The following is a 22,421-nucleotide window of genomic DNA, read 5'->3' on the forward strand; positions in this document are numbered from 1 at the left end:
CAAGTTCTGTCCAAAATAAGTGTTCGGTGGCGGGCACTTACACATTAGAAGACAGATAAATCATTAATGCACTAGGCAAAAAAGAGAGTTCACGAATGAGCGACAGCAGTCAGCACAATCACTTATATATTCCGCATGCGGGCCCTTCTTTACTTGAAACGCCTTTATTAAATAAAGGCAGCGCATTTACAGAAAAAGAAAGAAAAAACTTCAATTTGCTAGGTTTGCTACCTCCTCGATATGAAACAATTGAAGAGCAAGTTAGCCGAGCGTATAAACAATATAAAGGTTTCGAAAACCCCTTGAACAAGCACATTTATTTGCGCTCTATTCAGGATAACAACGAGACCTTGTTCTATCGTTTGTTGCAAGCGCATATCGAAGAGATGATGCCGATTATATACACGCCGACAGTAGGAGATGCGTGTGAGGGCTTTTCCGATATTTACCGAAGTTCACGTGGCTTATTCATCAGCTATGAAGAGCGTCATTTAATGGATGACATCTTGCGTAATGCAACAAAACGAAAAGTGAAAGTGATTGTTGTCACCGATGGTGAGCGCATCCTCGGTTTAGGCGATCAGGGCATTGGTGGAATGGGTATTCCAATCGGTAAACTATCCTTGTACACAGCCTGCGGCGGTATCAGTCCAGCTTATACTTTGCCGGTTATGTTAGATGTAGGCACGAACAACCCTAAGTTACTTAATGATTCGATGTACATGGGGGCGCGTCACGAACGTATTAAAGACGAGCAGTATTACGAGTTTGTCGATATGTTTATTTCTGCAGCTCGCAGACGTTGGCCAGAAGTCATGATCCAATTCGAAGACTTTGCACAGCCAAACGCTATGCCTTTATTACAAAAATATCGTGACGAAGTGTGTTGCTTTAATGACGATATACAAGGCACTGCAGCAGTGACGCTTGGTACAATATTGGCTGCTTGCAGAGTTCGTGGCGCTAAGCTGTCTGACATGAATGTCGTTTTTGTGGGGTCAGGCTCGGCAGGTTGTGGAATAGCTGAAATGCTGATCCAACAAATGATATCTGAAGGTTTAAGCAATAAAGAAGCGCGTAAGCATGTGTTTATGATAGACCGTTATGGACTATTAACCGAGGGCATGGAAAACCTCCGCGACTTCCAACAAGTACTACAACAGTCTAAAGATGCCATAAACGATTGGTCTTACAGTGGTGAATATGCATCCCTTTTAGATGTGATTAACTGCGCTAAACCTGATGTGCTAATTGGCGTTTCTGGTCAGCCGGGCTTATTTACAGAGCAAACTATTAGAGCCATGGCGCAACACAGTGAAAAGCCCATTATATTCCCGCTTAGTAATCCTTCAAGACAAGTTGAAGCAAGGCCAGAACAAGTGATTGAATGGACCGACGGTAATGTTGTTATTGCAACGGGCAGCCCATTCAAACCTGTGGAATACAAAGGTCGCGTATTTCCTATCGCGCAGTGTAATAATAGTTACATATTCCCAGGTATAGGCTTAGGCGTAATTGCTGCAAAGGCCAGTCGAATAAGCGATGACATGCTCATGGCTGCAAGTAATGCACTAGCAGATGCTTCGCCGATGGTGAATGATGTTAATGGTGAATTACTGCCACCTCTAACTGAAATTGGTGAGCTTAGTCGCAAGATTGCATTTGCTGTTGCTAAAGTAGCGATGGAGCAAGAGTTGGCGCTACCTATTCCTGATGAGCTTTTAAAAAGCCGCATTGAAGGAAATTTCTGGAAAGCAGAATATCGACCGTACAAGCGCGTTAGTATCTAAATTAAATACTATCAATATGGAAAGGCCGATTTGTGAAAACGAATCGGCCTTTTAGTTTGTGTTCTCAAATTACCAGCTTCGCGCTTAGTAAAGAGCTAATTAGTGTTTGTTTGATACTAGTTTAAGCTGTTCACCCAAATACTTTGCAAGCTCTAACATGCCATACTTTTCAGCCAGGGCTTCCGCATCTGAGTTGTAATTTGTATTTGTGTTGACATCGTAGGTAAAAACTTCGCCTTTCGAATCCACAATACTCTCTATTCCAGCAACTTGGATATTATTATGCTTTAAAAAAGCTTCATACTTTTCAATAAAGTGTGGGTAATAATCCTGCAAAACCTGAAACTTTGCATCTTGCGCGTTTGTTTCAGGCGTTTCGTTAGCGCTTGCCGGGCAAGCTAAATCTTCGAGTGAACACGCATCTGCAGGACACAGTTCAAAGCCCTCAGAAGTATTGACTCGAACACCATACAAAAATTTTCCGTCTATAAACTCATGGCGAATGATATAGGGCTCGGGAGCCTTGATATATTCTTGAATAAGCGTAATACCGTCCACCGGATGATCAAACGCATCACTATTTAAATATTCCTCAAGCGACTCAATTGTTTCAAACAAAAATACGCCTTGGCCTTTGCCTGCACAATTGTGTTTCGTGATAAATGGCAACTTACCTAATAATTGTGCGCTCTTCAGTATATTTTCTTTACCCACAGCAGCAATGGTATGAGGTGTGGCAATGTTAAATTGATTAAGAGATAGATACTGCTTTATCTTACTGACCTCTAGTTATAATGCTCGAGCACCATTTATTATTGTGCGATTATGACTATCTAGCCATGTGATTACTGAATCGGCAAAACAGGGCGCGTATTGATGATTTCGAGTATGTGAAGAAGCACTCACTCGGTTGTAAAAAACGCCCTCGGGCGGCACTGATGTTAAATCGAGCAAGCCTTTATCCAAATGCCACAATTCGAATGGAAGAGACAACTCCTCTAGTCGTTTAACGAGGTGATTAGTCCATTCATCGTTTTCGTGAATTACGTATATTTTTTTCATAGATTGAAACCTAAAGGTAAGAGAGCTTTCTTATAATTGACTAACAGTACGTGAAAACAGAATAAAAGTATTACCCGTTGTAACTTTTTTCAACTACTAAAAGTGGATCTCTGCGTCGTCAATAACTTCTTTTATTTGTCCCGTCAAATTTGTTAAGTCTTATATCTATATTGTGCCAACAAGGAATCTTCTGCGAGCATGTGAGGTCTGAATATAATGTATAGAAAGTTAACGGGAAACCAAAAAAAGGTAGCTAGCTAAGCTTATAGTTTGATTAGGGGGCATTACTAGCTTGTTTATTTTTGACAAGTGTTGCTAAAACACTAACGAGGTCTTTTCCCGTTTTTTTCATTGCATTGAGGTCTTTGGATTCTCTTATGCCATCGAGATCAAATCTCATTGAATCCTCGATACCGGCAAACGCCATTGCCCATTCGGAAAAGCTTCTTTTTTCAGACGTTTCAAAGTTGAGTACCGTCACTTGGGTATGTCGACTATCTTGTTGAATGGTTTCAAAAAGCTCTTCAATGCAATCTTCTTCTCCTTCTATTACTTGGCAAAAATAACCACCGGAATACAATAATGCACCGGTAATTCCTAGTCTAATGTTGTTTTTGGTTGCTGCTTTTAATATTGACTCAATTTGCAATTGGATTTCTTGCTTATCTCCGCTAATCGAGTTTTTACTTATGTAAGATAATTTAAATAAATTCGACATAATGATTCCACATACCTCACTTGATTGGTTGACTTAAATACTCTAAGACTTCTGTTTCAAGGAGTGGTTTTGTATAATAAAAACCTTGAATTAAATCGGCGCCTAAATTGGTGACAACAGCCAATTGTTCGGCAGTTTCGACACCCTCAGTAATGACACCTAAGCCTAGTGCATTTGCTAAGCCATAAACACCGCGAGCTATCAGTATAGCTTGCTTAGATTTATTAGGATTTTTTGAATCTAGTTGAGAAACAAAAGAGCGGTCTATTTTAAGGATGTTTAACGGAAGCGTAGTGAGTTTTACAATTGAAGAATAGCCTGTACCAAAATCGTCGATTGCTATTTTACAGCCTAGTTTTTTTATCGCACGAAGAGTGCTTGGCATACTACTAACAAATTCGGCTGATTCAGTTATTTCAATTCGGATTAACTCTGGATCAATACCCGACTCTAAAATGGCCTCTTTCAAACAATGAATTAACATTTCGGGATTTACTAATTGAATGGGACTTACATTGATACTGATCAAAATATTAGTAAGTTGAGAGGCCTTTTGCCATTTTACAGTGTCTATACAAGCTTTGCGTATCACCCAAGCACCTAATACATCCATTACGCCAATTTCTTCCGCAATGTGGATAAACTTATTAGGCATTATTGACCCTCTAATAGGATGATCCCACCTTAGCAAAGCTTCAAAACCTGTGACTTTATTTTGTTCTCTTGAAATTATTGGTTGATAAACGAGGTAGAATTCTTTACTGCTAATCGCATTAAACAGCTCATGGGTATTTGTGACTAACGAACAACGTAAGTCATTAGCAATTTGATGGGATTTTTGAGCGGTTTCAAGCATATGAGGCTCAAATTTGCATACCTTTAGACCATTACTGTTTGCGTAATGTAGAGCAGCCTCTGCGGCGTGCATAGTATCGTTAAACCCTTGATCTCTCACTTCAGCTTCGGCTATACCCATACGAACACTTAACACAATTACTTTACCACTGATCGCAAAAGGTCGTTGAGTGAAGTCTTGTAAGCGATTTACTTCTTCAGCCAAGTTGGCTGTGCCATTAAAAACCAAACAGAAGTGATCACCGTGAGTTCTAAAGATACATAGCGCGCTGGAAAATACGGTCGACAGACGCTTAGCTACTTTAGTTAGTATTTTGTCAGCAAGGGTGTTACCTATACTGTCACTGATTTGCCCAAACCGAGCTAACTCTATGATAATAACTCGTACTGTTTGTATATCATCACTAATTAATAGATTTTCGACTAACTCACGTCCATATGTTCTACTTGGTAATTGAGTTAACGTGTCTATTTGGCTTCCTTTTGCGTCACCACTGTCCATGAATATAAACCTCAAATATATATTGAGACGAAGATGTCAAAAATGAAAACTGCTAAAATTTCGAATATAACTTTCCGCATGTTACTAGAAATGGATCGCGATGTTAATAAGTTTAAAACGAGATATAACTAAAGTGCTTTCAAAATATGTTAAGAAAAAAGCTTAGGCAGCAGATTCTTTAATACGCTTCAATTAAAAATGTCAAATCCAACCAAAACTAACACTAACGCGGAAACAAAGACAACATAAAAACTTTACTGTTACGAGTGAAGTTGTACATCTCTTTCTTAGCTGAGGGCAATGCGTCGAGAGTCTCTTCAACAAAGCCCTGTTCAAGAAACCAATGTCCGGTCACCGTTGTGAGTACAAAAATACGGTCAAGACCACTCAGGATAGCTTTCTTACGAATTTCATCTAACAACCTCTCGCCTCGGTTGCCGCCGCGATATTCGTGATGAGTAGCAACACAAGCTAACTCTCCGCATCCATCATTACGATACATATATAAGGCTGCACAGGCGATAATCATGCCGTCTCTTACAATAACAGTAAACAAACCAATCTCATTTTCGAGGCGCTCTCGCGAGCGTTTTACTAAGGCACCGCTTTCTTCTAGAGGCTTAATTAGCTTTAAAATGCCGCCAACGTCGTCGATTGTCGCTGTTCTTAGCTGTTCGTAATGATTCTGTAAAACCAGCGAACCTGCGCCATCGCGAGTAAACAGCTCCCTTAGCAATACACCGTCCGTGTGGTAATTAATACAATGTGCTCGTGTGACACCCTCTTCTACGGAAGATATCATAGCTGTTAGGCAGGTTCCTTCAGCGTCTATATTGTCTTCAGCAAGCTCTTTCCTTAAGACGTTTAATTCAGTGGTCCTCAGCAATTTACCAGCTCTGTTAAAAATACCATCTCGCTCTGAAAGTGTGATGATCTTGTCAGCTTTCATAGCAATAGCTGCTTGTGTTGCAACGTCTTCGTGAGACAAGTTGAATACTTCGCCGGTGGGTGAATAACCCATAGGGGAGAGCAGGACAATAGAGCCATCGGAAAGGTGATCGTTGATACCTTGCACATCAACGCGGCGAACGAGCCCTGTATGTTCAAAATCCGTTCCTTCTTTTACGCCGATGGGACGAGCAACCACAAGATTTCCCGAGCAAACTCGTATTTGCGAACCATGCATCGGCGAATTAGGTAAACCCATCGTTAACAGGGCTTCAATTTGGCTTCGTAAAGAACCTGCAGCATCTTTCACACATTCCAGACTTTCTTTGTCTGTGATCCTGATGTCATTTACAAACTTTGATTCTTTATTGCGGAGCTTCAGGCGATGATCAATTTGAGGGCGAGCGCCATGCACTAAAATCAGACGCACGCCTAAACTGTTCATCAAGGCAATATCTTGAATGATCCTAGGAAAATTAGGATCCTCAATAGCTTCACCGCCAAACATGATGACGAAGGTTTTTCCGCGGTGCGCATTAATGTAAGGCGCTGAACTGCGGAATAAACGAATGCTGTCTGGATCAGATAATGCCATTTTGTTCTCTTATAAATGCAAGGATGATTGGGCTTGTTCCTTAGCCCTTAAGTTTGTCGAGTCTTTCTAATTCGACATAAATTGCTTGAGTGACCAAAGCCTTGTTAGTACCACCCAGCACACTACGTTTGTTCAAAACTGCTTCTAACTCCAGAACTGGGTAGACATCATCTTCGATATGCTCATTAATTGTTTTCAATTCTGGAATAGTCAAATCTTCAAGTGCTTTGCCCTTTGAGATGGCTAGGACAACGGCTTGCCCAGAAATGTCATGTGCAGTTCTAAATGGAATGCCTTTTGCCACTAAGTAATCTGCTAGCTCGGTAGCATTCGCATAACCCTGTTGCGCAGCTGCACGACATCGTTCTTCGTTCAGCGCTAATGTGTCGAGTACCTCAACAGCAATGCATAAGCATATATGCCATTGATTAACGCTATCTATGGCTCCTTCTTTATCTTCCTGCATGTCCTTGTTATAGGCTAGGGGAAGCCCTTTCATCGTGACTAATAGGGCCTGCAAATTACCAAAAACTCGGCCACATTTACCGCGCATTAATTCTAGTGCATCGGGGTTTTTCTTTTGTGGCATGAGTGAAGAACCGGAGGTAACCGAATCGCCCAGTTGCAGAAATCCAGCTTCTCCACTGTTATAGAAAATAAGGTCTTCAGCCATACGTGATAGGTGCATCATGCTGGTACTTGCGTTAAACAACAGTTCCAACACGAAGTCGCGATCAGAAACGGCATCTAAGCTATTCAAGCATGGTGAATCAAAACCGAGGTCGGCAGCAATCTTCTGGCGATCGACAGGGAAGGTAGTTCCCGCTAAAGCGCCAGACCCTAAAGGGCATTGGTTCAAACGTTTTTGTAAATCTTCAATACGACTCACGTCACGCTTAAGCATTTCGACATATGCCAAGCACCAATGTGCGAAATACACTGGCTGAGCGCGTTGCAAATGCGTGTATCCAGGTATAATCGCATCTTGGTGACGGTTTGCTACTTTGAGTAGGGCACTGATGACATTCAGGCAATCTTCACGCAGAGAGTCTAAATGGGAGCGGCACCATAAGCGGAAGTCTGTCGCAACTTGATCATTTCTGCTTCGCCCGGTGTGCAGCTTTCTCGCAATATCACCCAGTTCGGCTGTTAAGGTTGCTTCAACGAAGCTATGAATATCTTCTTCGGGCGAACTTGCGAAATCAAGTTCACCTGCTTCGGCTTGCACTTTTAGTTTTGTTAATGACGTTTCAAGCTGATTTTGTTCATCATCACTCAGTACTCCTGCGTCCTTTAACGCACGAGACCAAATAATAGAGCCCCAAATATCCTCTGCTGCCATCACATAATCAAACGGCAAGGAATCGTTGACCTGCTTAAACATATCACTGCTACCGGACTGAAAGCGCCCACCCCATAATGCCATGATGCTTCCTTATTTTTGTTTGAGTGCTTTGATTCTGCTCGACAAGCTAAATAGTCTAATAAAACCTTCAGCATGGCTTTGGTTGTACACGTCATCCGCGCCGAAGGTAGCGAAGTCTTCTGAATAAAGGCTATTCGGAGATTGACGCTGTACAACTGTAGCTTGACCTTTATAGAGTTTTACTACTATCTCGCCGGTTACCAGTTGAGCAAAACTTGCGGCGCTTGCTAATAAGGCGTCATTAAGTGCGGTAAACCAGCGACCGTCGTACATGACATGAGCGAACTCTAGTGCCAACTGTTCTCTGAACTTTAACGCTGATTTATCTAATACCAAACACTCTAAAGCTTTGTATGCTTTCATTAACACGGTGCCCCCGGGCGTCTCGTAACAGCCTCGTGACTTCATACCAACTAATCTGTTTTCAACAATATCTATTCTGCCTACGCCATGAGGAGCTGCTAGTTGATTTAACTCTACTAGTGCTTGATAAGGAGATAATGCGATACCGTTTACATGAGTCAAACGGCCTTCAAAGAAGGTTAAAGAGATACGTTCCGCTGTGTCTGGAGCGTCTTCTGGATCAGTGGTCATGGTCCAGACTTGCTTGCTCGGTTCACACCAAGGATCTTCAAGTTCTCCACCTTCGTGTGAAATATGCCAAGCATTGGCATCACGACTATAAATTTTCGTCGCAGACGCAGTTGTCTTTATATCTCTGCTAGCTAAGTAATCAAGTAAATCTTCGCGCGAAACCATATCCCACTCGCGCCAAGGTGCGATTACTTGTAAGTCGGGTGCAAGCGCTGCGAAAGCACCTTCAAAACGAACTTGGTCGTTTCCTTTGCCTGTGCAGCCATGACTCAATGCGTCAGCTCCAACCTTGCGTGCTACTTCAACTTGAGCTTTAGCGATAACTGGGCGCGCCATCGATGTACCTAACAAATACTCGCCCTCATATACAGCACCAGTCGTTATAGTTGGGTAGATAAAATCGCTTACAAATTCTTCTTTCAAGTCTACGATATGACACTCGCTTGCACCTGAAGCAATTGCCTTGTCATGTAAACCTTCGAGTTCTTCGTCTCCTTGACCAACATCTGCTGCGAAGGCAACCACTTCACAGTCATAGTTTTCTTTAAGCCATGGCATAATTGCCGAAGTGTCGAGGCCGCCTGAATAAGCTAGTACGACTTTCTTTATATTTTGTTTGTTATCTGTTAACGCCATTCTTTGGTCCTTAATTACGAACAAGCCAATGCATGTTCGTGAGTTTGTTTAGTTCGTTAGTTTTGTAATAATTCTAGTTCAACTTGTAAAAACTACTGCAAATTATAAAGTTTCGTCAATACTGACATTGCCTACAAGCATCGCCAATATTGCATTCTGTGCATGCATTCTATTTTCAGCTTGCAACATCAGTAGCGATTGTTCACTGTCCATCAAACTACCCGTAAGTTCTAAATCGCGATGTGCAGGCTGACAATGCATGACGTAGCTTGCTCCCGACTTTTTCATGAGCGCTTCATTTACTTGATAAGCAGAAAATTTTTCTTGAATTTCCTCTAACGGAGTTTCGTCACCCATCGATAGCCACGTATCCGTGTATAGAATGTCAGCTTGTCCTAACTCATTTATATCGTTCGCGATTGTTAAGTTAACATTGTTCTCATATGCTAATTTTGCAGCGTGTTTTGCGATGTTAGCTGATATTTCGAATCCTTTTGGCGTAATTACTGTCTGATGGCAACCTAGCAAAGCACCGACAATTAGGAGCGAATGGGTTACGTTGTTGCCATCACCGATATACGCCATTGTTTTTCCCTTCACATCACCGAACTTTTCAAACATAGCCAGATAATCGGCCAATGCCTGACAAGGGTGATACAAATCGCATAATGCATTGATGACAGGAATGTCTGCCCCAGCGGCTAGATCGACCAGTGTTTTATGCTCATAAACTCGTGAAACAATGGCATCCGCCCAACAGGCCAAATTCGCGCCGACATCAACTGGATCTTCACGTTCTTTTAAAGGTGAACCTTGGCTATCAACATAAACCATATGCCCGCCCAATTTATTGATACCGATATCAAAACTCACTCGGGTGCGCAGAGAAGGCTTTTCGAAAATTGCGACAATAGACTTGCCTTCTAAAGGGCGACCAAATTTTTCTGGCGACTTTTTAAGTTCGAAAGCCAATTTCAGAAGCGAATGCATTGAAGTTGAATTCCAATCTTTAAAACTGAGCAAGTCCTGCATTTTGTTTTCCTTGTGCGTTTGGGTATTCATAGTAATTAATGGTGACTAGTCGATGGCTGTAATTGTTGTGCCAATTTTAGTTTCTGGCTCGGAAAGTAGTGCAGAAATATCGTTCCAGCTGCCAATGTTCACTGCTTTCCCTAAAGTTTTTGAAGCTTCCTGTGCAGCGCGCACTTTTACAATCATGCCATCAGTGATAACGCTTTTATCAACCAACTGAGTCACTTCACGTTCATCTAAATGCGCAATAACTTGCTTATTATCGTCTAATACGCCGCTGACGTCGGATAAAAGATACAAATCAGCATATAATAGTGATGCTATGCAGGTGGCGGCTTGATCCGCATTCACATTATATAGACGACCATTAAGATCACTGCCAATAGAACAAATGATCGGAGTTAGGTTAGCGTGCATGAGTTGGTGCAGCAACTTTGCACTGCGCGGGTTGGGATAGCCGACCGCACCCAACATTGGCGCAACTTCATCGCATACCGCTAAATTACCATCAGCCAGGGATATTCCAACACCGACGAGCCCTTCTTGTGCCGCCATGCAAACCATTTGCTTATTAAGCGTCCCAGCTAAAACGCCAGTCACTGCCGGCATTTGTTCGTCAGGGGAAATTCGCAAACCTTCATGTTTTTCACTTTTAAAACCTAGCGCGGTTAGTTGGGTTTGCAACTGTGAACCACCGCCATGAACAATAGCCACGTTGTGACCTTTTTGTTTGAGTGCAGCAACAGCTTTGAAAAAGTTGGTTTGCGCGCTATTGCCATCCCGAAAGGTATCATCAAAAAAGTTTCCACCTACTTTTAACACGATGCTATTTAACGGCTGGTTGCTTTTAGAATGTAGATTCATAGACAAAGTCTCTTAAAGGAGTAGTTAACGAATTGAAAGTCTTTAGCTAATAAAAAGTCCTTAACTAATGAAAAGTCCTTAACTAATAAAAAGTCCTTAACTAATAAAAAACCGAATTTCATTGTTTTATCAATCCAGTTTCACTTGGCAGCTTAAACGCTAAATTGGCGCATTGTACTGCTTGAGAAGCCGCGCCTTTTAACAGGTTGTCGATCGCTGAGCTTACTACTAGATAAGCACTATCTTCATCGAATTTCCAATGGATATCGCAGAATGGGGTGTTAGCGACATCGTCTATCTTGGGCCATGTGTCGCGCAAACGCACTAAGGCTTGTTCTGCATAGTGATGTTCGAATCGTTCCCGAATATCCTCTGTGCTTATGTTTGGAAGCAACTTCATTGTAATCGTAGCCAGTATCCCACGTTTAAATTGCCCGAGATGAGGAGTGAATATGACTTTAGCACCACTGTAATCTTCTATTTCAGGTGTGTGACGGTGACCTAGCACCCCATAGGCTTGCAAACTCACTTCAAAGAAGCTTGTGGTCATAGAAGGTTTACGCCCTGCACCGCTAACACCTGAAGTTGCATTTATCACAGGTCTAACTTGCGGATCTATGAAGCCAGCTTCACTCATAGGTTTTAAAGCCAAAAGTGATGCTGTTGGGTAGCAACCGGGAACGGCAACAAAACTTGCTGATTTGATTGCTTCAGAGTGCCATTCTGCTAGACCATAAACAGCATTTTTCAGAATACTCGTTTGTTCATGTTTAAATCCATAATAAGCTTCAAACACCTTCGCATCTTGCAGTCTAAATGCACCCGAAAGATCGAAAATTTTCGCTTTTTTACCGCTTAGTGCGCTAGCCCAATCATGACTGGCTTCATGCGGAGTTGCTAAAAATATTGCATCATATGTATCAGCAAGTTGAGAGAGTTCATTAGGCGCCAAAGCAATTGTGACTAGTGATGTTTGCCCTAATAATTGAGGGTGAATAGCACCAATCGCTTTATTGCTATCTTCACTGCCATTCGACACATAGCAAGCGTCCAATGAAAAATGTGGGTGTTGAATAATTATTTTAATTAGTTCAGCGCCTGTGTAGCCACTTGCGCCAATAATACATGTTGAAATCATAATAGTGTCTTAATTTAGGAAAAAATCCCCTTCACCCCTAGCACAACAGAGCAGTCGTTGTGCTAAGAGCGAAAGCGCTGTGCTCTGCTACAAAGTAATGACGAAATTTAATCGTCGTAATAGCTTCCCACAGCAAAGGGAGGGAGGAGGGGAGAAAAATGATAGTGTAACTAAAAATTTAACAATAAAATTAATCACTTAAATAAAGCTCAGTTGTATATTGTGTGCAAGTAATTCGCTTGCTTTAAAAACGATAAAGAAAGGATAGTCAAAATTGAATATTTATGCAATATAAATGTATAAATAATTATTAATTTTTTTTATGAAGTGTTGTGCTTGATTAAAAATACAAATACTATCAAGCAAAGCTAAAAGCTAGTTCAAACGAAACGAACGCGAGGACCAACGCCAGTGAAAACAATTGCTCTTGTAGCCCATGATCATAAAAAGCCAGACCTGATTGCTTGGGCATCACAACACAAAACGGCCTTACTTACTGCGAATTTAGTCGCTACAGGTACCACTGGTAAATTGCTTGCGGAGAAAGTCGGTCTTGAAATATCTTGTTATAAAAGCGGCCCTTTGGGTGGAGACCAGCAAATAGGTGCTTTAATTGCAGAACAAAAGCTCGACGTTTTGGTTTTCTTTTGGGATCCAATGAATCCAGCTCCCCATGATCCCGACGTAAAAGCATTATTGCGTCTTTGTTCAGTTTGGAATATTCCTGTGGCATGCAATGTATCAACGGCTGATATGATAATTTCTTCGCCATTGTTTTCTGACCCAGATTACAAACCTGAACTTCCGGTTTACGATCGTTGATAAAGTAAGGAATTGTAATAGAAATAGCTAAAGGCGCTCTAAAATTAATCGATTTTCAGCCGATACAACCTTAATTACTTTTCTAATTGGGTGAGTTTTTAGTCTATACTTTCTTCCCCAACTGGTTCACTAGCAAACTGGATGATTATATGACAGCCACAAAACAATACTCTTGGACTCTAAATGCTCATAAAATATTTAGGTGGATTCTTGCAGTTCAACTGGCTATCTCGGTTTTTATTGGATTCATAACCGATGACCTAGTAACGCCTTTTGTTGTCGGACTACCAGTGGCTCTTATTCCAATGTTTTTGAGCCTTCAGCAACCGCATTCAGTGCTAAGTAGGCACGTTATAGCAATAGCAACCCAGTTAATGACAGCGCTGCACATTCAGCAAGCTTATGGAATGACTGAAATGCACTTTGAGGTCTTTGTCGTCCTCGCCTTTTTGATTTTCTTCCGAGACTGGAAAGTTGTTGTGTCATCTACCGTAACGGTTGCTATTCATCACGTATTATTTTTCGTTATCCAAAGTAATGGTGGCGAAGTCTTTATTTTTGAAAGTAACCGATTGTTTTTCTATATCTTGCTTATTCACGCATTGTTTGCAGTCGCAGAGGGAGGCGTTTTGGCCTTTATGGCAAGAAAAAGCGAGCAAGAAGCGATAGCGGCCGAATTATTACAAGAGTCAGTGCTCAGAATAATGGGCTCTGATGGCAAAATTGATTTGCAAGTTAACGTCCTTGTTGAACACGCTGAATTAACTGAATTCAATGCCCTAATTCGTGGTTTCAGGAAGCTTATTGATAAAGTCAATCTGGTCGGGACTAGCCTTGTGGGTGTCGTTGATAAGGTAAAAGAATCATCGCATGAACTCGATGATTCGGTAGATCAGCAAAACAATCAAGTTAGCACTATATCGTCATCTATGCAGAATATGACTGCAAGCATCAATGAAGTGGCGACGCTATCTCAAAACGCAAATCAAATAGCAGACAAGGCGAGAACTGATACTAATGAAACGCGAGATTCGATTGAGGGAGTAAGCACTAACATCGCTCAACTGAAGTCTACATTGCAAACAACGTCTCATGCAATTCAGGACCTAAGTGCAAAGTGCACCAACATTTCTGATGTTATGCAATCGATTAAATCGGTAGCAGAACAAACTAATTTGCTAGCATTAAATGCGGCTATTGAGTCTGCAAGGGCGGGTGAACATGGGCGTGGCTTTGCGGTCGTTGCTGATGAAGTTCGTAACTTAGCAATTAAATCAAAAGAGAGTGCCGAAGAAATAGAGTTGATCACAAGCCAACTGACAGACAGCGCTAATCATTCAGTCTTAAACATGGACAACTGTGTATCGATGGTCGAAAACGCGGTGGAATCATCCAGCCAAGCATCTTCAAACATGGCGGCAGTCCTAAGCGGCATTAACGAAGTTAATAATAACTTGAATACAGTTGCTGAGTCTTCTACAGAACAAGCACAAACATCTGAATCAATCAGTCAGTCTGCACAGGAACTGGTCCAATTGTTTGGCAACGAAAAAGTGCAAGTTGAAGGTCTAAAAGGGGAAATAGAGCAGTTGAATAAGCTAGCAATAGATTTAGAAGTACAGCTGCGAAACTTTAAAGTCTAAGCTGTTAACACACTTATGCGTTCATTCAAAATTAAGCAATCTGGGTTTAGTCATTGGCTGTTCCCGATTGCTGGAATCATCTGGTTCCTAGGAGCGCTCTTTGCGATTACCTGGGTAGGTGAAAGTAAATTTAAAGAGTTTGATCCAAGCTTGAGACTGTCTTCGGAAATGATGTCACTTTCAATGGAGGATGAATTAGTTGCGGTGCTAAATAATCCTGAGTCACCAGTAGATTTTAAAAACGCTGACTTTGCAGGGCGGATCTTGCATGTAGTGCAAGGCGAATGCTTTTGTGAAACCTTGAGCGAGGCTCATCAAAATACTTTGAATCAATGGGCTGAGACTAAAAACATTCATTTTCAAACTATTCAGATCGCCAGTCTGGCGGCACTGACTAGGTTCGTGCCATCAACGCCGGCAGTCATCGTGTTGAATAAAAATAATGATCTAGTCTATTTGGGGCCGTACTCGACTGGAATGGGCTGCTTTCAAGACTCAGGCTTAGTTGATGAGCGCATTAGGCCCTATTTTGATCAAGTGAATGGGGTGGCTGCTTTAAGTGAAGTTCGCGCTGCAATTCAAAGCGAGGCTAAGGGCTGTTATTGCCCGACTTAAAAACAAAGTCGTTTTGTTGCAATAACTGGCCCAAGCCTACTACTTTTTAACTTTCAGTCATTTCACTCTTATCTTTGCGCTCGCTGTGCATTTTCTTATGCATTTTTGACTTCTTCGCTTTTTTCATAATTTTAGCGAACTTTTCTTTTTGCTCAGGACTTAAGACGCTCAGCATATCATAGCGAGACTTCGCTTTACTTACTGCCATGTCGAGCTTTTGCTGTTTGTTTTGAGCGTGCACCGCAAGCCATGCACTCTCATCAAACTCCTTCGCCTGAATAATCCTTTTAACTTGCTCTTTCATACTCATGAATTCAGCTTTATTAGCTTCGCGTTGCTGCTTGTTACTCAGCATCATGGCTGCTATTTTAGCTTCTTGCTCGTCACTCAATTCGAGTGCTTTTGCTAAGCGTTTCATTTTCTTCTCAGGATTATTTCTCTTTAGGTTTTTTGTCTTACCTTTTTTCTCTTCCTGATTAGCGATGAACTGTGCTTGCTGTTCGTTAGTTAATTGATTGAATATCTTATTTTTACTTTTCGCCTGAATCAACTTCGTTTTTAAATTTAGGTCCATTTGCTGTTCTATTGCTGCCGTTACTGCTACTTCGTCCCATACGTTACTTTGCATAAGTGCGCGCATGCTTTCACGGTTCTGCTGTCGTTCTGCACGGTAAACGCTTAAGTCTTGTTTAGCTTCTTTGTGAATTTGTTTCATGTCTTCTTTTTGTTGAGCACTTAGCGACAAGCTGTGCATCGCCATTCTTTCATGATCACCACGTTGACCCTTTTCTTTTGCGTTAATTGCAACAGCACTCACGCTCAATAAGCTCGCGATGGTTAAACTAAGTAGTAATTTTTTCATGTTTATTCCTCTTTTCATTTTCGTTTCTTTATTCATTTCCGTTTCTCGATTGGTAATAAATATTAAATCTAGGCTTGTTTAAATTCTTGTTGTAGATAGTAGCGCAGTCAATGCAAAGAAACGCCAAGCAAGTGTAAAGCTTATGTAAAGGTTTCAGAGCTTTATCAAAATTCACTTATCATATCTTCACTGAATTACTATGGATTTTAATTAAGCTCCTTTAGAATGAAATTCAGAACTACTATTAATGTATGTCAGGGCGAATGAATGTATCAAGTATTAATAATTGACGATGACCAAGCACTTACGCAAATGCTCGCAGAATATCTGGAACAAAATGGCTATGGGGTTGATGTAGAAAACTCTCCTGTTGCTGCAATCGCCAAAGTGCGGGATGAGAATTTTGATTTGTTATTGCTTGATGTCATGATGCCAGAACTCGATGGCTTTGAAACACTAAAGAAAATTCGTAGCTTCTCGGTCGTTCCAGTAATTATGTTGACGGCGAAAGGGGAAGACTACGATCGGATATTAGGACTTGAGTTGGGCGCAGATGACTATTTAGCTAAACCTTTTAACCATCGTGAACTGCTTGCTCGTATGAAAGCCTTAACTCGACGCGTAGATGAGCTAAGCAGCTTTAATCAAATTCAAAACTTGGAGCTTCATGGTATTAAGATTGAAGAGGCGAGCCAAAGTGCGTTGGTTGGTCAACATGAGCTGGAGTTAACTAGCACTGAATTTCAACTGTTGGTAATGCTAATGAAGCACGCTGGGCATTTGCTAAGCAAAGAAAAGTTAAGCGAAGATGTGCTGGGTCGCAGACTCAGTGCTTTTGACCGTAGTTTAGATATGCATATAAGTAATGTACGTAAAAAACTATCGCAACAAGGTCTTGATAATGTAATTAAGACCATGCGTGGATCTGGTTATCTTTTCACGAGTGAAGCTTAATGACCATAGGTAAACTGAATCCCTTTAATTCACTTTTTGGGCGGGTCTTCGTTTGGTTTTGGACGGCTCTCTTAGTTATTTTACTGAGTGCATTTTTCTTAACCAAACAGCTCAGTACCGTATTAGAAGTGAATGCGGTTAGCGAAAAGACAGCGCTTGAAGCGCAGGACGCAATGCGGCGGTTACAGCAAGTAATAGATAGCAATAATAGCCTAAATCAGTCACTACGCCGACTAGGCCGATTTAAAGGCTTGCAAATTGTTGCAATCGATAATGAATCGAAGCAAATTCGCTTAAGCTTTCCTCCTCCTTTATCAGGAAATATTAACAAGCTAAAAGGCTTTATGGAAAGTGATAGCCCCTTATTGATACAGCTCAACAATATGGAGTTTGTCGGCCCATTTGACTTGAAGTATCGAAAGTCTGAACAGAAAGTTTTCGTCGGCCGGTTACTGCTGCGTTCTGAAAGCCAGGTTATGTCAAAATCTAAGGTGGCAATTGCGGGCTTAGTCTTGGCAATTTTTCTAAGTACTTTGTTTTGTTTCGGTTTAGTACTAAGTATCACAAAACCATTGGGTTCTTTGCGTCTAGCTAGCAACCGACTCGCAAAAGGAGACTTAACAACGAGAATTGTAGGTCTTGAGAATCGAAAGGACGAAGTAGGAAACTTAGCAGACGACTTTAATACGATGGCCACTCGCTTACAAAGCCTTATAGACAATCAAAAGCTATTAATGGCAAATGTGTCTCATGAATTGCGAACCCCTTTAACTCGCCTGCAGTTAGCAGTTGCATTACTTGAAGATGAGCTGCAAACACAGGATGGCGAAGCTGAAAGTTCTTCACGTACTAAACAATTAACCCGCATAGAAAATGAAATTATCAAAATGGATCGCATGATTGGCCAAGTGTTGACACTCGCTAAGATAAATACTTCACAACAGAGAGTTGAAATGCAAACAGTCACAATGGCTTCAATTTTCAAGAGTGTGTTACAGGATGCCTCTTTTGAGGCTGAAGCAATGAAAAAGACGCTTACTGTGAACAAGATCCCCGACCTTAACCTAAGTGCCGACGTGAGTCTGCTATCAAGTGCTGTTGAAAATATCATTCGCAATGCAATTCGATTTTCATCGACTCAAGTCAGTTGTCAATTTTCTATTTCGCAGGATGAGCCTGAAGGAATGTATGTCGAAATCTGTATTAGTGATGATGGTGCTGGAATGAGCGCAAGTGACTTGGAAACTGTATTTGACCCTTTCTATCGTGGTACTCATCAAGTACATGAAGTGAGCAAGGGGGCAGGCCTAGGCTTATCTATTGCAAAAGCCGCTATTGAGTTGCATGGTGGGAGTATACGCGCGAGCACGCCACAATCAGAAGAAAGCAGCAAATTAAGTTCAGAAGAACAATCGCCTTTGTCTGGCTTATCAGTAATAATACGCCTTCCTATCATGGCTCAAACAACATAGCGATTGCATGCAGTTAACAAAAGAAGCTGAATTATCAGAAAAATATGAAAGCGTGATCAAACCTTGGTTTGTGAATGAAATGGAATCAGGCTTTTGGATCCTTGCTGATGGCACTTCTTTGCATTATCGATATGCACATCATGTTCAGGCTAAATCGGTTATTGTTATCTCTTCTGGACGTGTTGAATGTGCAGCTAAATATGCTGAGCTGATTTACGATTTGTACCAAAACGGTCATTCTGTGTTTATTCACGATCATCGTGGACAAGGTTTATCAGAGCGACCTCTGGATAATCCACACTTTGGTTATATTAGTGACTTTAAGCAGTATGTTGAGGATTTTGAACGCATAATTGACGACCTTTTAAGCCCAATGCTTGCTGATAAATATGCGGAAGAAAGGCCGCCTCTACACCTACTATGCCATTCAATGGGCAGCGCAATTGGAATTTTGCTTGTAAAGGCGAGACCAGAATTGTTTTCGAAAGCCGTTTTTTGCTCTCCGATGTTTGGTATTACGCCACCACTTCCACCATGGATTGCTAACATTGTAGTGAAGGTGGGTGTGCTGTTTAATCGCATTAAGGGCAAGACTTGTAGTTATTTCTTTGGGCAAGGTGACTATAGTCCAACCGCGTTTTACAAGAACCGTTTGATGAGCAGTAAAGTGCGCTACGAAATCTTTCGGAAGACCTATTCTGAGCAGCCTCAATTGCAGCTAGGTGGTGTCACCTTTGAGTGGATTCATGCGTCACTTGTCGCTATGAAAGAGATTCGACGCGATGCAAAGCAAATCAAACTACCTTGTATGATCTTATATTCAGGAGCGGACACTGTTGTTGCAAATGAAGATATCGAACAAGTTATTGAAGATCTACCTCATTGCGAATCGACACTCGTTCCGGAAGCACTGCATGAGCTCTTTTTCGAAAAAGATAAGTTCAGAACACCAAGTCTAACTAAGATATTAAACTACTTTTCAATTCCCTGATGAAGACGGCATGCTAAACCCCAATTGTCTCCACGCTTCGTAACTTACGATGGCGATTGAGTTTGAAAGATTGAGGCTACGAGCATTCGCTAGCATTGGAATGCGGATGCGTTGACCTGGCGCGAAAGCATTGCGAATTTCATCGGGTAAACCTGAAGTTTCAGATCCAAACAAAAGCACATCGCCTTCTTGATATGTCGGTTCATCATGCGGAATTGAGCCTTTCGTAGTCAAAGCAAATATTCTTCGCTGTCCCATTGCTTCTATGAAGGCATCATAGTTTTTATGAATCGTGACGTTGGCAAGATCTCTATAGTCTAGCGAAGCCCTTCTCAATTGCTTCTCTTCCATACTAAACCCAAGTGGTTCAATCAGATGTAGGTGACATCCATTGTTTGAGCACAATCGTATGGCATTCCCTGTGTTTGGAGCAATCTGGGGTTCGTAAAGCGCTATATGAAACATGGAGTGGCTTACCTATGATGATATAAAAAGGTATGAATTATTCTTGGGTTTGTTCGCGGCTTAGCAGAGATATCGCTGCTTCTTTTGCTGATTTACCTTGGTACAGCACTTGATATATCTGTTCGCAAATAGGCATTTCGATGTTATTCGCTTGAGATAATAATCTTACTTCGTCTGTATTGCGATAACCCTCTACCACTTGACCGATACTTTCGATCGCATCTTCTACGCTCAAACCTTCTCCCAAAGCCAAACCAAAGCGTCGATTTCTTGATTGATTATCGGTACAAGTAAGCACTAAATCACCCAAACCGGCCATGCCCATGAATGTTTCTTGCTTTGCGCCAATGGCTAAACCAAGACGACTCATTTCAGCAAGCCCTCTGGTAATAAGCGCAGTACGGGCATTTGCACCAAATCCAAGTCCATCAGCTAATCCAGCGCCAATAGCGATGACATTTTTTACTGCACCACCTAATTGAACACCAATTAAGTCGTCGTTTTTATAAACTCTAAAACCTTTGGAGCAATGTAACTTTTGAGAAAATGAGTCGCATAGTTCATTGTCGGTGCATGACAAGGTAATTGCCGTGGGCAAACCAGCCACCATTTCTTTGGCAAAAGTAGGGCCGGAAACAACAGCGAAAGGGATCTCTTCGCCAAGAACCTCTAAAGCAACTTCTTGTAAAACTCTCCCTGTGCCAGGCTCTAAACCTTTAGTTGCCCAAATCAATCGATGTTGTTTGTTCAAGTAAGGTTTGATTGCTTCTAAATTTTCCTTGAAGGCGTGGCTCGGCACAACAACAAGAATGTCTTTAGCGCTCTCAATGGTTTCCTGCAGATTATCTGAAAGATTCAGTGCTTCAGGAAATGTTGAGTTTGGGAGGTATTTATTATTACTGCGAGTTTCACGCATTGCAGCGACGTGCTTTTTATCACGCCCCCACAATATCGTTGGATTACCATTTCTTGCCAATACAAATGCCAGTGCTGTGCCATATGAGCCTGCACCGATGACGGCAACGCTCGACTCGAAGGTAGTATCCATTTAGATGTTCACTAGTACTTAAGAATCAAGTTGCTGTGGAGCATCAGCCGCGCCACCTTGTTCTGCACGTTTTTGCATGTAGGCAGCAAAAATAGCATCAAAATTAACTGGTGCTAAGTTAAGCGGTGGGAATGTGCCACGGTTAACAAGATTTGAAACAGCTTCACGTGCATATGGGAAAAGCATATTCGGACAGAACGAGCCTAATGTGTGAGCTTTGTTTTGATCTGGCATTTCGCCAATTGCAAAAATACCAGCTTGTTGAACTTCACATAAAAATGCGGTTTCTTCACCAAGAGTCGCAGTGACGGTTACTGATAAAATAACTTCGTAAAGGTTTGCTTCAATTTCGTTAGTGCGAGTATCGATATCGAGTTTTACTTCTGGCTTCCATTCTTTTTGAAAAATATTCGGGCTGTTTGGTGTTTCAAACGAGATATCTTTTGTATAAATTCTTTGAACGCTAAATTGAGCGCCTTGTTGAGCCTGCTCTGGTGATGCTGCTGGTGTGTTGTTTTCTTCAGCCATGAATAGTTCCTATCGATATTTCTTATCGTTATTATGTTTAAAAATGAAAAAGCCTATGAGTACATAAGCTTTTATACTACTTTACTTGGCGCTAGGTGAGCAAATGCTCACTATTAGCTAGCCTTGCAATAAAGCGTCTAGTTTACCTGCCGATTCTAATGCGAATAAATCATCGCATCCGCCAACGTGTGTTTCGCCAATAAAAATTTGCGGAACCGTTGTGCGACCATTTGCTCGTTCGATCATCGTCGGGCGCAGCTCTGGGTTTTTATCAATTTCAATATCGGTGAATGTCACACCTTTATCCGTTAAAAGGGATTTTGCGCGAGCGCAATATGGACAATACCCTTTAGTGTATAACTCTACTTTTTGCATGTAATATGATTCTCTTATTTTGCGACAGGAAGGCTAGCTGATTGCCATGCATTCATGCCACCTTTCAATACTGTGACTTTTTCAAAGCCTGCTTTTAACAGTTGTGACGCTGTTTTCTTCGCTGATATTCCCATAGCGCATACTACGATAATGGGTTTATCTTTTGATTTTTCAAGCTTTGTGAAATTTGCTTCTTTTAACTCGTCGGCTTTTAACTGCCTAGAGCCTAAAATATGACCTGCTTTGAATTCATTTGGCGCACGAATATCTAGGATAACGGCGTCTTCTTTATTCATTAGCAAAGTAGCTTCATGAGTCGAAAGTTCTTTAATTGGTGACAATGCCGAACCAACATAGGAATAAATGATAAGTACGACTAGCGCCACCCAAGCAATCGATAAGATTGAAACTAACTGTGTACTGGTAGCAAACTCTATTATTTGGTCCATAAAAAACTCTGAGATCCTATTACTGTTCGAAGTTGGC

Annotated in this window: 23 protein-coding genes; 7 read left to right on the plus strand and 16 right to left on the minus strand. The window is 41.4% G+C overall.

Annotated features, from left to right (window positions below; translation table 11 throughout):
* The first annotated feature begins 95 nt into the window (after nucleotides 1-95).
* Nucleotides 96-1,790: an NAD-dependent malic enzyme gene (locus ACKLNX_RS09875; RefSeq protein ID WP_412972230.1), complete on the plus strand. Its 1,695-nt coding sequence runs from the start codon at nucleotides 96-98 to the stop codon at nucleotides 1,788-1,790.
* A 99-nt stretch (nucleotides 1,791-1,889) separates the two neighbouring features.
* Here the strand turns inward: ACKLNX_RS09875 and ACKLNX_RS09880 are convergent, their stop codons facing one another.
* The 10 genes from ACKLNX_RS09880 to argC form a co-directional block, all read right to left on the minus strand.
* Nucleotides 1,890-2,564, minus strand: a complete 675-nt coding sequence (locus ACKLNX_RS09880) for a hypothetical protein (RefSeq protein ID WP_412972277.1) — start codon at nucleotides 2,562-2,564, stop codon at nucleotides 1,890-1,892.
* Between the two features lie 15 nt (nucleotides 2,565-2,579).
* Nucleotides 2,580-2,852: a hypothetical protein gene (locus ACKLNX_RS09885; protein ID WP_412972231.1), complete on the minus strand. Its 273-nt coding sequence runs from the start codon at nucleotides 2,850-2,852 to the stop codon at nucleotides 2,580-2,582.
* A 274-nt stretch (nucleotides 2,853-3,126) separates the two neighbouring features.
* Complete coding sequence (locus ACKLNX_RS09890) at nucleotides 3,127-3,570, minus strand: BLUF domain-containing protein (RefSeq protein ID WP_412972232.1); 444 nt, start codon at nucleotides 3,568-3,570, stop codon at nucleotides 3,127-3,129.
* A gap of 16 nt (nucleotides 3,571-3,586) precedes the next feature.
* The gene (locus ACKLNX_RS09895; protein WP_412972233.1) at nucleotides 3,587-4,927 is read right to left on the minus strand and encodes a putative bifunctional diguanylate cyclase/phosphodiesterase; all 1,341 of its coding nucleotides are present in this window, start codon (nucleotides 4,925-4,927) and stop codon (nucleotides 3,587-3,589) included.
* A 223-nt stretch (nucleotides 4,928-5,150) separates the two neighbouring features.
* Entirely contained in the window at nucleotides 5,151-6,470 is a 1,320-nt protein-coding gene (gene argA, locus ACKLNX_RS09900) for an amino-acid N-acetyltransferase (RefSeq protein WP_412972234.1), read from the minus strand.
* A 40-nt stretch (nucleotides 6,471-6,510) separates the two neighbouring features.
* Nucleotides 6,511-7,896: an argininosuccinate lyase gene (gene argH, locus ACKLNX_RS09905; RefSeq protein WP_412972235.1), complete on the minus strand. Its 1,386-nt coding sequence runs from the start codon at nucleotides 7,894-7,896 to the stop codon at nucleotides 6,511-6,513.
* Nucleotides 7,897-7,905: 9 nt separating this feature from the next.
* On the minus strand, nucleotides 7,906-9,126 hold the full coding sequence (locus tag ACKLNX_RS09910; RefSeq protein WP_412972236.1) for an argininosuccinate synthase: 1,221 nt from the start codon (nucleotides 9,124-9,126) through the stop codon (nucleotides 7,906-7,908).
* A 102-nt stretch (nucleotides 9,127-9,228) separates the two neighbouring features.
* Nucleotides 9,229-10,158 (minus strand): ornithine carbamoyltransferase, encoded by a 930-nt coding sequence (locus ACKLNX_RS09915; RefSeq protein WP_412972237.1) that lies wholly within the window; start codon nucleotides 10,156-10,158, stop codon nucleotides 9,229-9,231.
* 45 nt (nucleotides 10,159-10,203) lie between these two features.
* Nucleotides 10,204-11,022 carry an acetylglutamate kinase gene (gene argB, locus ACKLNX_RS09920; protein ID WP_412972238.1) on the minus strand — a complete coding sequence of 273 codons (819 nt, stop codon included), beginning with the start codon at nucleotides 11,020-11,022 and terminating at the stop codon, nucleotides 10,204-10,206.
* A 118-nt stretch (nucleotides 11,023-11,140) separates the two neighbouring features.
* Nucleotides 11,141-12,160: an N-acetyl-gamma-glutamyl-phosphate reductase gene (argC, locus tag ACKLNX_RS09925; protein ID WP_412972239.1), complete on the minus strand. Its 1,020-nt coding sequence runs from the start codon at nucleotides 12,158-12,160 to the stop codon at nucleotides 11,141-11,143.
* Between the two features lie 411 nt (nucleotides 12,161-12,571).
* Between argC and ACKLNX_RS09930 the strand changes: the two genes are divergently transcribed.
* The 3 genes from ACKLNX_RS09930 (at nucleotide 12,572) to ACKLNX_RS09940 (ending at nucleotide 15,240) form a co-directional block, all read left to right on the plus strand.
* Entirely contained in the window at nucleotides 12,572-12,982 is a 411-nt protein-coding gene (locus tag ACKLNX_RS09930) for a methylglyoxal synthase (RefSeq protein ID WP_412972240.1), read from the plus strand.
* A 149-nt stretch (nucleotides 12,983-13,131) separates the two neighbouring features.
* Nucleotides 13,132-14,625: a methyl-accepting chemotaxis protein gene (locus ACKLNX_RS09935; protein WP_412972241.1), complete on the plus strand. Its 1,494-nt coding sequence runs from the start codon at nucleotides 13,132-13,134 to the stop codon at nucleotides 14,623-14,625.
* A gap of 15 nt (nucleotides 14,626-14,640) precedes the next feature.
* Nucleotides 14,641-15,240, plus strand: a complete 600-nt coding sequence (locus tag ACKLNX_RS09940) for a DUF6436 domain-containing protein (RefSeq protein ID WP_412972242.1) — start codon at nucleotides 14,641-14,643, stop codon at nucleotides 15,238-15,240.
* A 46-nt stretch (nucleotides 15,241-15,286) separates the two neighbouring features.
* Here the strand turns inward: ACKLNX_RS09940 and ACKLNX_RS09945 are convergent, their stop codons facing one another.
* The gene (locus tag ACKLNX_RS09945) at nucleotides 15,287-16,102 is read right to left on the minus strand and encodes a Spy/CpxP family protein refolding chaperone (RefSeq protein WP_412972243.1); all 816 of its coding nucleotides are present in this window, start codon (nucleotides 16,100-16,102) and stop codon (nucleotides 15,287-15,289) included.
* A gap of 267 nt (nucleotides 16,103-16,369) precedes the next feature.
* On the opposite strand from ACKLNX_RS09945, the gene ACKLNX_RS09950 reads away from it, so the two are divergent.
* The 3 genes from ACKLNX_RS09950 to ACKLNX_RS09960 are packed head-to-tail and all read left to right on the plus strand — an operon-like array spanning nucleotide 16,370 to nucleotide 19,519.
* Complete coding sequence (locus ACKLNX_RS09950; RefSeq protein ID WP_412972244.1) at nucleotides 16,370-17,056, plus strand: response regulator; 687 nt, start codon at nucleotides 16,370-16,372, stop codon at nucleotides 17,054-17,056.
* Entirely contained in the window at nucleotides 17,056-18,528 is a 1,473-nt protein-coding gene (locus ACKLNX_RS09955) for an ATP-binding protein (protein ID WP_412972245.1), read from the plus strand. Before ACKLNX_RS09950 ends, ACKLNX_RS09955 begins: the two co-directional genes overlap by 1 nt.
* Before the next feature lie 7 nt (nucleotides 18,529-18,535).
* Nucleotides 18,536-19,519, plus strand: coding sequence for an alpha/beta fold hydrolase (locus ACKLNX_RS09960; RefSeq protein ID WP_411692691.1), 984 nt, complete (start codon nucleotides 18,536-18,538; stop codon nucleotides 19,517-19,519).
* Here ACKLNX_RS09960 and ACKLNX_RS09965 read toward each other — a convergent pair.
* From ACKLNX_RS09965 to ACKLNX_RS09985, 5 genes are all read right to left on the minus strand, one after another.
* Complete coding sequence (locus ACKLNX_RS09965; protein WP_412972246.1) at nucleotides 19,508-19,984, minus strand: tRNA (cytidine(34)-2'-O)-methyltransferase; 477 nt, start codon at nucleotides 19,982-19,984, stop codon at nucleotides 19,508-19,510. The genes ACKLNX_RS09960 and ACKLNX_RS09965 overlap by 12 nt on opposite strands.
* A 37-nt stretch (nucleotides 19,985-20,021) precedes the next feature.
* Nucleotides 20,022-21,032, minus strand: coding sequence for an NAD(P)H-dependent glycerol-3-phosphate dehydrogenase (gene gpsA / locus ACKLNX_RS09970; RefSeq protein ID WP_412972247.1), 1,011 nt, complete (start codon nucleotides 21,030-21,032; stop codon nucleotides 20,022-20,024).
* A gap of 18 nt (nucleotides 21,033-21,050) precedes the next feature.
* Complete coding sequence (gene secB, locus ACKLNX_RS09975; RefSeq protein ID WP_411692694.1) at nucleotides 21,051-21,560, minus strand: protein-export chaperone SecB; 510 nt, start codon at nucleotides 21,558-21,560, stop codon at nucleotides 21,051-21,053.
* 117 nt (nucleotides 21,561-21,677) lie between these two features.
* Nucleotides 21,678-21,935 (minus strand): glutaredoxin 3, encoded by a 258-nt coding sequence (gene grxC / locus ACKLNX_RS09980; RefSeq protein ID WP_411692695.1) that lies wholly within the window; start codon nucleotides 21,933-21,935, stop codon nucleotides 21,678-21,680.
* A 14-nt stretch (nucleotides 21,936-21,949) separates the two neighbouring features.
* Nucleotides 21,950-22,384 (minus strand): rhodanese-like domain-containing protein, encoded by a 435-nt coding sequence (locus ACKLNX_RS09985; protein ID WP_411692696.1) that lies wholly within the window; start codon nucleotides 22,382-22,384, stop codon nucleotides 21,950-21,952.
* Nucleotides 22,385-22,421: the final 37 nt, after the last annotated feature.

The sequence above is a fragment of the Glaciecola sp. MF2-115 genome, from assembly GCF_047250385.1.
In the GTDB taxonomy this organism is placed as follows: domain Bacteria; phylum Pseudomonadota; class Gammaproteobacteria; order Enterobacterales; family Alteromonadaceae; genus Glaciecola.

Excerpts from the sequence above, each read along its gene's own strand:
- ACKLNX_RS09875 (WP_412972230.1), top strand. The coding sequence starts at position 96 with ATGAGCGACAGCAGTCAGCACAATCACTTATATATTCCGCATGCGGGC.
- ACKLNX_RS09885 (WP_412972231.1), bottom strand. The coding sequence starts at position 2,852 with ATGAAAAAAATATACGTAATTCACGAAAACGATGAATGGACTAATCAC.
- ACKLNX_RS09890 (WP_412972232.1), bottom strand. The coding sequence starts at position 3,570 with ATGTCGAATTTATTTAAATTATCTTACATAAGTAAAAACTCGATTAGC.
- ACKLNX_RS09895 (WP_412972233.1), bottom strand. The coding sequence starts at position 4,927 with ATGGACAGTGGTGACGCAAAAGGAAGCCAAATAGACACGTTAACTCAA.
- argA (WP_412972234.1), bottom strand. The coding sequence starts at position 6,470 with ATGGCATTATCTGATCCAGACAGCATTCGTTTATTCCGCAGTTCAGCG.
- argH (WP_412972235.1), bottom strand. The coding sequence starts at position 7,896 with ATGGCATTATGGGGTGGGCGCTTTCAGTCCGGTAGCAGTGATATGTTT.
- ACKLNX_RS09910 (WP_412972236.1), bottom strand. The coding sequence starts at position 9,126 with ATGGCGTTAACAGATAACAAACAAAATATAAAGAAAGTCGTACTAGCT.
- ACKLNX_RS09915 (WP_412972237.1), bottom strand. The coding sequence starts at position 10,158 with ATGCAGGACTTGCTCAGTTTTAAAGATTGGAATTCAACTTCAATGCAT.
- argB (WP_412972238.1), bottom strand. The coding sequence starts at position 11,022 with ATGAATCTACATTCTAAAAGCAACCAGCCGTTAAATAGCATCGTGTTA.
- argC (WP_412972239.1), bottom strand. The coding sequence starts at position 12,160 with ATGATTTCAACATGTATTATTGGCGCAAGTGGCTACACAGGCGCTGAA.
- ACKLNX_RS09935 (WP_412972241.1), top strand. The coding sequence starts at position 13,132 with ATGACAGCCACAAAACAATACTCTTGGACTCTAAATGCTCATAAAATA.
- ACKLNX_RS09940 (WP_412972242.1), top strand. The coding sequence starts at position 14,641 with ATGCGTTCATTCAAAATTAAGCAATCTGGGTTTAGTCATTGGCTGTTC.
- ACKLNX_RS09945 (WP_412972243.1), bottom strand. The coding sequence starts at position 16,102 with ATGAAAAAATTACTACTTAGTTTAACCATCGCGAGCTTATTGAGCGTG.
- ACKLNX_RS09950 (WP_412972244.1), top strand. The coding sequence starts at position 16,370 with ATGTATCAAGTATTAATAATTGACGATGACCAAGCACTTACGCAAATG.
- ACKLNX_RS09955 (WP_412972245.1), top strand. The coding sequence starts at position 17,056 with ATGACCATAGGTAAACTGAATCCCTTTAATTCACTTTTTGGGCGGGTC.
- ACKLNX_RS09960 (WP_411692691.1), top strand. The coding sequence starts at position 18,536 with ATGCAGTTAACAAAAGAAGCTGAATTATCAGAAAAATATGAAAGCGTG.
- ACKLNX_RS09965 (WP_412972246.1), bottom strand. The coding sequence starts at position 19,984 with ATGTTTCATATAGCGCTTTACGAACCCCAGATTGCTCCAAACACAGGG.
- gpsA (WP_412972247.1), bottom strand. The coding sequence starts at position 21,032 with ATGGATACTACCTTCGAGTCGAGCGTTGCCGTCATCGGTGCAGGCTCA.
- secB (WP_411692694.1), bottom strand. The coding sequence starts at position 21,560 with ATGGCTGAAGAAAACAACACACCAGCAGCATCACCAGAGCAGGCTCAA.
- grxC (WP_411692695.1), bottom strand. The coding sequence starts at position 21,935 with ATGCAAAAAGTAGAGTTATACACTAAAGGGTATTGTCCATATTGCGCT.
- ACKLNX_RS09985 (WP_411692696.1), bottom strand. The coding sequence starts at position 22,384 with ATGGACCAAATAATAGAGTTTGCTACCAGTACACAGTTAGTTTCAATC.